General features: G+C 67.5%; 6 protein-coding genes. All 6 read left to right on the top strand.

What is annotated here, in order from left to right; translation table 11 throughout:
• A partial coding sequence (locus Mrose_RS17465) for a family 1 glycosylhydrolase (RefSeq protein WP_119280449.1) occupies nt 1-679 on the top strand: 679 nt, incomplete at its 5' end.
• The gene (locus tag Mrose_RS17460; protein WP_119280447.1) at nt 680-2,272 is read left to right on the top strand and encodes a glycoside hydrolase family 43 protein; all 1,593 of its coding nucleotides are present in this window, start codon (nt 680-682) and stop codon (nt 2,270-2,272) included.
• A gap of 61 nt (nt 2,273-2,333) precedes the next feature.
• Entirely contained in the window at nt 2,334-3,155 is an 822-nt protein-coding gene (locus Mrose_RS17455) for a glycoside hydrolase family 16 protein (RefSeq protein ID WP_119280445.1), read from the top strand.
• Nucleotides 3,156-3,294: 139 nt separating this feature from the next.
• Nucleotides 3,295-4,443 (top strand): ROK family transcriptional regulator, encoded by a 1,149-nt coding sequence (locus Mrose_RS17450; RefSeq protein WP_119280439.1) that lies wholly within the window; start codon nt 3,295-3,297, stop codon nt 4,441-4,443.
• Between the two features lie 62 nt (nt 4,444-4,505).
• Nucleotides 4,506-5,669: a xylose isomerase gene (gene xylA / locus Mrose_RS17445; RefSeq protein WP_119280437.1), complete on the top strand. Its 1,164-nt coding sequence runs from the start codon at nt 4,506-4,508 to the stop codon at nt 5,667-5,669.
• A 121-nt stretch (nt 5,670-5,790) separates the two neighbouring features.
• Nucleotides 5,791-6,423: aldose epimerase family protein (locus Mrose_RS17440; RefSeq protein WP_476695786.1), on the top strand; the 633-nt coding region annotated here is incomplete at its 3' end.

Raw genomic sequence — 6,423 nt, 5'->3', positions numbered from 1 at the left:
GTGGGAACTCTACGGGCCGATGGTGCCCCGTGTGGAGCCGGGAGACCTCGAGGCCGCCCGCCGCTACGACGGCTTCTTCAACCGCTGGTACCTCGACCCGCTGTTCGGCTTCGGCTACCCGCTGGACATGTGGGAACTCTACGGGCCGATGGTGCCCCGTGTGGAGCCGGGAGACCTCGAGGCCGTCGCCGCCCCCCTCGACTTCCTGGGCATCAACTACTACTCGCGCTCGGTGGTGCGGCACGCGGAGCAGGGCCCCCTGCTCGTCGAGCACGTGCGCCCGGAGGGCGAGTACACCTACATGAACTGGGAGGTCTACCCCGACGGCATCCGCGAGATCGTGGTGCGGGTAGCCCGCGAGTACCGGCCCCGCTCCATCTACATCACCGAGAACGGGGCCTGCTACCCCGACGGCGTGGACGACGACGGCGAGATCCACGACCCCAAGCGCTTGGAGTACTACCGCTCTCACCTGGGCAAGTGCGCCCAGGCCATCCGCGAGGGGGCTCCGCTGAAGGGCTACTTCGCCTGGAGCCTGCTGGATAACTTCGAGTGGGCCGAGGGCTACGACAAGCGCTTCGGGCTGTTTTACGTCAACTTCGCCACCCAAGAGCGCCGCCTCAAGCAGAGCGGGCGCTGGCTGAAGGGCTTCCTCGAGGGCGCTGCGGAGGCCGGTTGAATGATCCGCAACCCCATCCTGCCCGGCTTCAACCCCGATCCCTCCATCGTGCGGGCGGGCGAGGACTACTACGTCGCTACCTCCACCTTCGAGTGGTATCCGGGGGTGCAGATCCACCACTCGCGCGACCTGGTGCACTGGCGGCTGGTGACGCAACCCCTCGCCCGCCGCTCGCAGCTCGACCTGCTGGGCAACCCCGACTCCGGGGGCATCTGGGCCCCCTGCCTGAGCTACGCCGATGGCCGCTTCTGGCTCGTCTACACCGACGTCAAGACCTGGGCCCCCGAGGCCCCTTTCAAGGACGCCCACAACTACCTCGTCACCGCCGAGTGCGTCGAGGGGCCGTGGTCAGAGCCCGTCTACCTCAACTCCTCGGGCTTCGACCCCTCGCTCTTCCACGACGACGACGGGCGCAAGTGGCTTTTGAACATGCTCTGGGATCACCGCAAGGGCCGCAACCCCTTCGCCGGCATCCTGCTGCAGGAGTACGACCCCGTGCGCCAGAAGCTGGTGGGCCCGGTACACAACATCTTCCGGGGAACCCCCCTGGGCCTGACTGAGGGGCCGCACCTCTACAAGCGGGATGGCTGGTACTACCTGCTCACCGCCGAAGGGGGCACCTCCTACGAGCACGCCGTGACCCTGGCCCGCTCGCGCTCGATCCTCGGGCCCTACGAGGTGCACCCCGCCAACCCCCTCCTCACCGCGCGGGCTCACCCCGAGCTGCCCTTGCAGAAGGCGGGCCACGCCTCGCTGGTGGAGACCCAGAGGGGGGAGTGGTACATGGTCCACCTCACCGGCAGGCCCCTCGAGCCGCCCGGCGCCTCGCTGCGCCGCTGCAACCTGGGTCGGGAGACGGCCATCCAAAGACTCGAGTGGAGCGAGGACGGCTGGCCGCGGCTGGCCGGGGGCGGGAACACCCCGCGCCTCGAGGTCGAAGCCCCCGACCTTCCGCCCCACCCCTGGCCGCTCGAGCCCGAGACCGACCCCTTCGACACCCCCACCCTCAGCCCGCACTTCCAGACCCTGCGCCTCCCCGCCGACGAGTCCTGGCTCTCCCTCAGCGAGCGCCCCGGCTTCCTGCGGCTCTACGGGCGCGAGTCGCTGATCTCGCGCCACCGCCAGAGCCTGGTGGCCCGCCGCCTGCAGCACTTTTACGCCGAGGCCGAGACGGCGCTGGAGTTCGAGCCCCGTCACTTCCAGCAGATGGCCGGGCTGGTGTGTTACTACGACACGCAGCACTGGGTCTACCTACGGCTCAGCCGCGACGAGGCGCTGGGCAAGACCCTCAACCTGCTGACCTGCGACGCTGGGCGCTACGACGAGCCGCTGGAGCGCGAGGTGAGCGTGGGGGAGGTGGCGCGGGTGTACCTCAAGGTGCGCTTCGAGCGCGAGACCTTCCGCTTCTTCTATGCCCTCGACGGGCGGAACTGGCAGCCCATCGGCCCGGCCTTCGACTCGGGCAAGCTCTCCGACGACTACTGCAACGGCCTCTCCTTCACGGGCACCTTCATCGGCCTGTGCGCGCAGGATTTGAGCGGGACGCGGCTGCCCGCGGACTTCGACTACTTCACGTACCGGGGGCTCGGGTAGAGGTAGATAGCCGATGAACCGTGAGGAAAAGCCTTTGACCACTTGACACGAGGTTCGATCCATGAAGCTGAACTTTCCCAAGCTTCTGTTCCTGGCGCTGGCCTTTCCCGGCGCCCTAGCTCAGGACCTGCCGGGGTGGCGACTGACTTGGGCCGACGAGTTCAACCTGCCGCCGGGCAGCCCGGTGGACCGCAGCAAGTGGAACGTGGAGACCGGCGGCTGGGGCAACGGCAACAGCGAGTTGCAGTACTACACCGACTCCACCCTCAACGCCGTGCACGATGGCCGTAACCTGGCCATCACCGCGCTCGAGCAGCGTCTGCCCGGCCTGCGCTGCTGGTACGGCCCCTGCCGCTACACCTCCGCGCGGCTCAACACCCGCGGCAAGTTCGAGCAGCAGTACGGGCGCTTCGAGGCCCGCATCAAGCTCCCGCGCGGGCAGGGGTTGTGGCCCGCGTTCTGGCTTCTGGGCAACAACATCGGCACGGTGAGCTGGCCCTTGTGCGGCGAGATCGACGTGATGGAGAACATCGGGCGCGAGCCGCGCACTGTGCACGGCACCATCCACGGCCCCGGCTACTCGGGCGGCGCGGGCATCGGCAAGCCCTACACCCTCCCCGCCGACTTCGCCGAGGCCTTCCACGTCTTCGCGCTCGAGTGGGAGCCGGAGGAACTGCGCTGGTACGTCGACGGCCAACTCTACCAGACCCGCACCCCCGCCGACCTCCCCGAAGGCGCGCGCTGGGTCTTCGACCGGCCCTTCTTCCTCATCCTCAACCTGGCGGTAGGCGGAGCCTGGCCCGGCATGCCCGACGCGACCACGCGCTTTCCCCAGCGCATGCTGGTCGATTACGTGCGGGTGTACCAGCGGGAGGGGCGATAGCCAGAAGCCAAACGCCCTTTCTCTGGCCTCCACACCCTTTTTGACCCCCGGCATTTGACTGGGATGAGCCCCTCCCGGTAATATGTTCATGTCTCGAACTTTAGCCCAGGCCCGGCAAAAAGCTTGGAGGGGGTGGTCTATGCCAGCTCGGATTAGAAGTGCCAATTCCAGTTCTGGGACAGGGGTCTTGCGCAACCTCAACCGCTCGTTGGTGCTCAAGACGCTTTGGCAGCGCCCCGGCCTCTCGCGCTCGGAGCTGGCGCGTGAACTTGGGCTGGCCAAGTCCACGGTCTCGGTAGTGGTGGCCGAACTGCTCGAGGAGGGGTTGCTGCGCGAGGGAGAGGAGATGCCGGGGGGAGTGGGGCGACCCTCGCGCGCCCTCGAGCTCGACCGTGAGAAAAACCTGGTGCTGGCCTGGGAGATCAGCGTGGACTACCTGGCAGTGCGGCTGCAAAACCTCATGGGCGAGGTGCGGCGCGGTCAGGATCTGGAGCTGGGTCCCGACCCCGACCCCAGCGCCTGCCTGGACCGGCTGGCCCAGGCCAGCCGGGAACTGCTGCGGGGGCTGGGCCACAGTGTTTACCTGCGGGGATTGTGCTTGAGTGTGCCAGGGCTGGTCGAACCGCAACACGGACACCTCACCCTGGCCCCGAACCTGGGCTGGCAGGACCTGCCGCTGCTGGAGATGCTGGGGCACAAGCTCGCCCAGCACAGGATCCGGGTGGAGACCCCGCCCATCCTCGAGAACGAGGCCAACACCGCCGCACTGGGGGTGTACACCCTGGGCGAGTGGCGGGTCGCCAACCTGGCCTACTTGAGCCTGGGCATCGGGCTGGGCAGCGGTCTGGTGCTGGACCGGCAGCTCTTTTGGGGCAGCCACGGTCACGCGGGGGAGATCGGACACGTCCCCCTCGACCCCCAGGGGCCACCCTGCCGCTGCGGCAAGCGGGGCTGTGCCGAGACCTTCGTCAGCCTCAAGGCCTGGCGGGCCGACCCCACCGAGGCCGGGCTCGAGCGCATGGCCGATAAGCTGGGGCTTTTGCTGGCCCAGCTCCTCAACCTGCTCGACCCCGACGTGGTGGTGCTGGGCGGGCCGCTGGTCGAGGAGATCGGGCCCCGGCTGCTGCCGCTGGCCCGCGCAGCCGCCCGGCGCTACGCCCTCGAGCAGGCCGCCCGCACTGCCCAGATCGTGCTCTCGCCCTTTGGCCGCGACACCGCCATCTTGGGCGCGGGCGTGCTGGCCATCCGCGCCTTCCTCGAGGCCCAGCGGAGCGGGGTGGGTGCTTGAGCCCGCAATACGCCCCCCGCCTTTCCCGACCCTGAGCCGCTTTTCATCACAGGAGCTTTGACATGGCCTATCAACCCAAACCCGAGCACAAGTTCACCTTTGGCCTATGGACCGTGGGCAACGTAGGGCGCGACCCTTTCGGCCTGCCCACCCGCCCGCCTCTCGAGCCCGACTACATCGTCTACAAGCTGGCCGAGCTGGGAGCCTATGGGGTCAACCTACACGACAACGACCTCATCCCCATCGACGCTTCCAAGTCCGAGCGTGAGCGCATCCTCAAGCGCTTCAAGAAGGCCCTCCAGGACAGCGGCCTGGCGGTGCCCATGGCCACCACCAACCTCTTCAGCGACCCCATCTTCAAGGACGGGGCCTTCACCTCTCCTGACGCGCGGGTGCGGGCTTATGCCATCCAGAAGACCATGCAGGCCATGGACCTGGGGGCCGAGCTGGGAGCGAGGACCTACGTCTTCTGGGGCGGGCGCGAGGGGGCGGAGGTCGACGCCGGGGGCAACGCGCTCGAGGCCCTCGCCCGCTACCGTGAGGCGCTGAACTTCCTGGCCGAGTACTCCGAGGATCAGGGCTACGGCTATCGCTTCGCCCTCGAGCCCAAGCCCAACGAACCCAGGGGCGACATCTACCTGCCGGTGGTGGGGGCGGCGCTGGGCTTCATCGCCACGCTGGACAAGCCCCACCTCTTCGGGCTCAACCCCGAGGTGGCCCACGAGACCATGGCCGGCCTCAACTTCGTGCACGCCGTGGCCCAGGCCATCGATGCGGGCAAGCTCTTTCACATCGACCTCAACGACCAGAAGATGGGCCGCTTCGACCAGGACTTGCGCTTTGGGGCCGAGAACCTCAAGATGGCCTTCTTCCTGGTCAAGCTGCTGGAGGACTCCGGCTACGACGGCCCCCGCCACTTCGATGCCCACGCCCTGCGCACCGAGGACGAGGCGGGGGTGTGGGAGTTCGCCAAAGGCTGCATGAGGACCTACCTGATCCTCAAGGAGAAGGCTGAGCGCTTCGACCGTGACCGCGAGATCCAGGACCTCATCGGGGCCTACAAGGTTCAGGACGGGGCACTCGCTCGGCTCACCGCGAAGTACAGCCGTGAGAACGCCCAGGCCCTGAAGGGGCTCGAGTTCGACCGTGAGGAGCTGGGCCGGCGGGGACCGGGGTTGGAGCGGCTGGACCAGCTCACGGTCGAACTGCTGTTGGGGGTGCGGTGATGAGAGGTTGCTCGTAGAGGCTCAGAAATTACGCCCCTTAGCGGCTATTCCTGGTAGAGTTGTCTCAGGTTAACAGCTCATGAGACCCGAAATCCTGCACAACGATAGGCTCCGCCTTACGGTGCTCCCCGCGCTCGGGGCCAGCATTGCCGGGCTCGAGCTGTATCGAGAGGGTTTCTGGCTTCCCCTGCTGCGCCCGACCTCTCTGGCGGCCATCACCAGCGGGGCTTCCCCCGAGACCTCAGCCTACATCCTGGCACCTTACTCCAACCGCATCCGCGAGGGGCGCTTCAGCTTTCGGGGCCGGAGTTACCAGCTTTTGCCCAACTGGCCCGACGGGGTGCAGACCATCCACGGCGAGGTGCACGGGCGTCCGTGGATGGTGGTCGAGCGCAGCGAGGGCCTGCTGGTGTGCCATTTCAACGCCAACAATCCCCAGGCCCTCAACTTTCCCTTTCGCTACACCGTGCGGGCGGTGTTCTGGTTGGGCGACAGCAGCCTGCGGCTGAGTCTGGAACTCACCAACTCCGGTGAGGAGGCCATGCCGGCGGGCTTTGGCTTTCACCCTTACTTCATGCGCCGCCTGGGCCTCACTCCCGACTTCCTGCTGTCCTTTCGCGCGAGCCGAGTTTACCTCACCGGCGACGAGCGCATCCCCACCGAACTCGCCCAGATCACCCCCGGCTTCAGCGGGGCCGACCTGAAGAACCTGGTCAACGAGGCCACCCTGCAAGCCGCCCGCAGCGGCAAAACC

This window comes from Calidithermus roseus (assembly GCF_003574095.1).
Taxonomy (GTDB): Bacteria; Deinococcota; Deinococci; order Deinococcales; family Thermaceae; genus Calidithermus; species Calidithermus roseus.
Note: the sequence above shows the minus strand (reverse complement) of the source record. Positions and strands in the feature narration are given on the sequence as shown.